At 70.1% G+C, this 905-nt stretch carries 2 protein-coding genes; one reads left to right on the top strand and one right to left on the bottom strand.

Annotation, left to right across the window (positions count from 1 at the left end; genetic code table 11):
• On the bottom strand, positions 1 to 176 hold a 176-nt coding region (locus A5696_RS27075; protein WP_197516954.1), incomplete at its 3' end, for a PPE domain-containing protein.
• A gap of 227 nt (positions 177 to 403) precedes the next feature.
• On the opposite strand from A5696_RS27075, the gene A5696_RS11735 reads away from it, so the two are divergent.
• Positions 404 to 905, top strand: a 502-nt coding sequence (locus A5696_RS11735) for a PPE family protein (protein ID WP_197516953.1), incomplete at its 3' end; no start/stop codon positions are given.

Genomic DNA, 905 nt, shown 5'->3' with positions numbered 1-905 from the left:
CGCTGCCAGGCCTGCCCGGCCAGGTCCGAGGTCACGGAGCTGAATGCGCTTGCCGCCGCGCTCAACTCACTGCGGATCCCGTCCCAGGCCGCCGCCGCCTCCAGCATCGGCCCCGGGCCCGGCCCATCAAGCAGGAGCACCGAGTTGACCTCGGGCGGAAACACCGAAAAGTTCATCACTGCTCCCCTCGATCGTCGTTGATCAGACCTTCAGCAGCCACTGGAGCAACGTACATTCTCCGGCCTGCCCCATACCCCGTTAGGCGGGAATCCAATCCCGGCCGCCGCACGATCGTTGCGGACCGGACCGCAGGGATCAAGCGCTCGCAGTCGCGGTTGCGTGCGAACCCGAGCAACGGCACACTTTGGCTCCCGGGGCTCGCTGCTGAGAAGGGACCGCGGTCATGAGCTTTTTGGTGCTCCCGCCGGAGATCAATTCGTCCCGGATGTTCTCCGGTGCCGGGTCAGCGCCAATGTTGGCGGCCGCTGCGGCGTGGGACGGGCTGGCCGATGAGTTGAGCGCGGCGGCAAGCGCATTCAGCTCCGTGACCTCGGACCTGGCCGGGCAGGCCTGGCAGGGCCCGTCGGCGGCGTCCATGACCAACGCGGCCGCCGGGTACGTGGACTGGCTGGGCGGGGCGGCCGCGCAAGCCGAGCAGTCGGCGGCCCAGGCGCGGGCGGCGGCCGTCGCCTACGAGGCCGCGCTGGCGACCATCGTGGACCCCGGGTCGATCACGGCCAATCGCGGCCAGCTGGTGTCGCTGGTGATGTCGAACCTGTTCGGCCAGAACGCGCCGGCGATCGCGGCGGCCGAGGCCGAATACGAGCAGATGTGGGCCCAGGATGTCGCCGCGATGAGCGGCTACCACGCCAGCGCGTCGGCGACGGTCGCGCAGCTGGGCAACT

The organism is Mycobacterium sp. E2699 (genome assembly GCF_001666745.1).
Classification (GTDB): Bacteria; Actinomycetota; Actinomycetes; order Mycobacteriales; family Mycobacteriaceae; genus Mycobacterium.
Note: the sequence above shows the minus strand (reverse complement) of the source record. Positions and strands in the feature narration are given on the sequence as shown.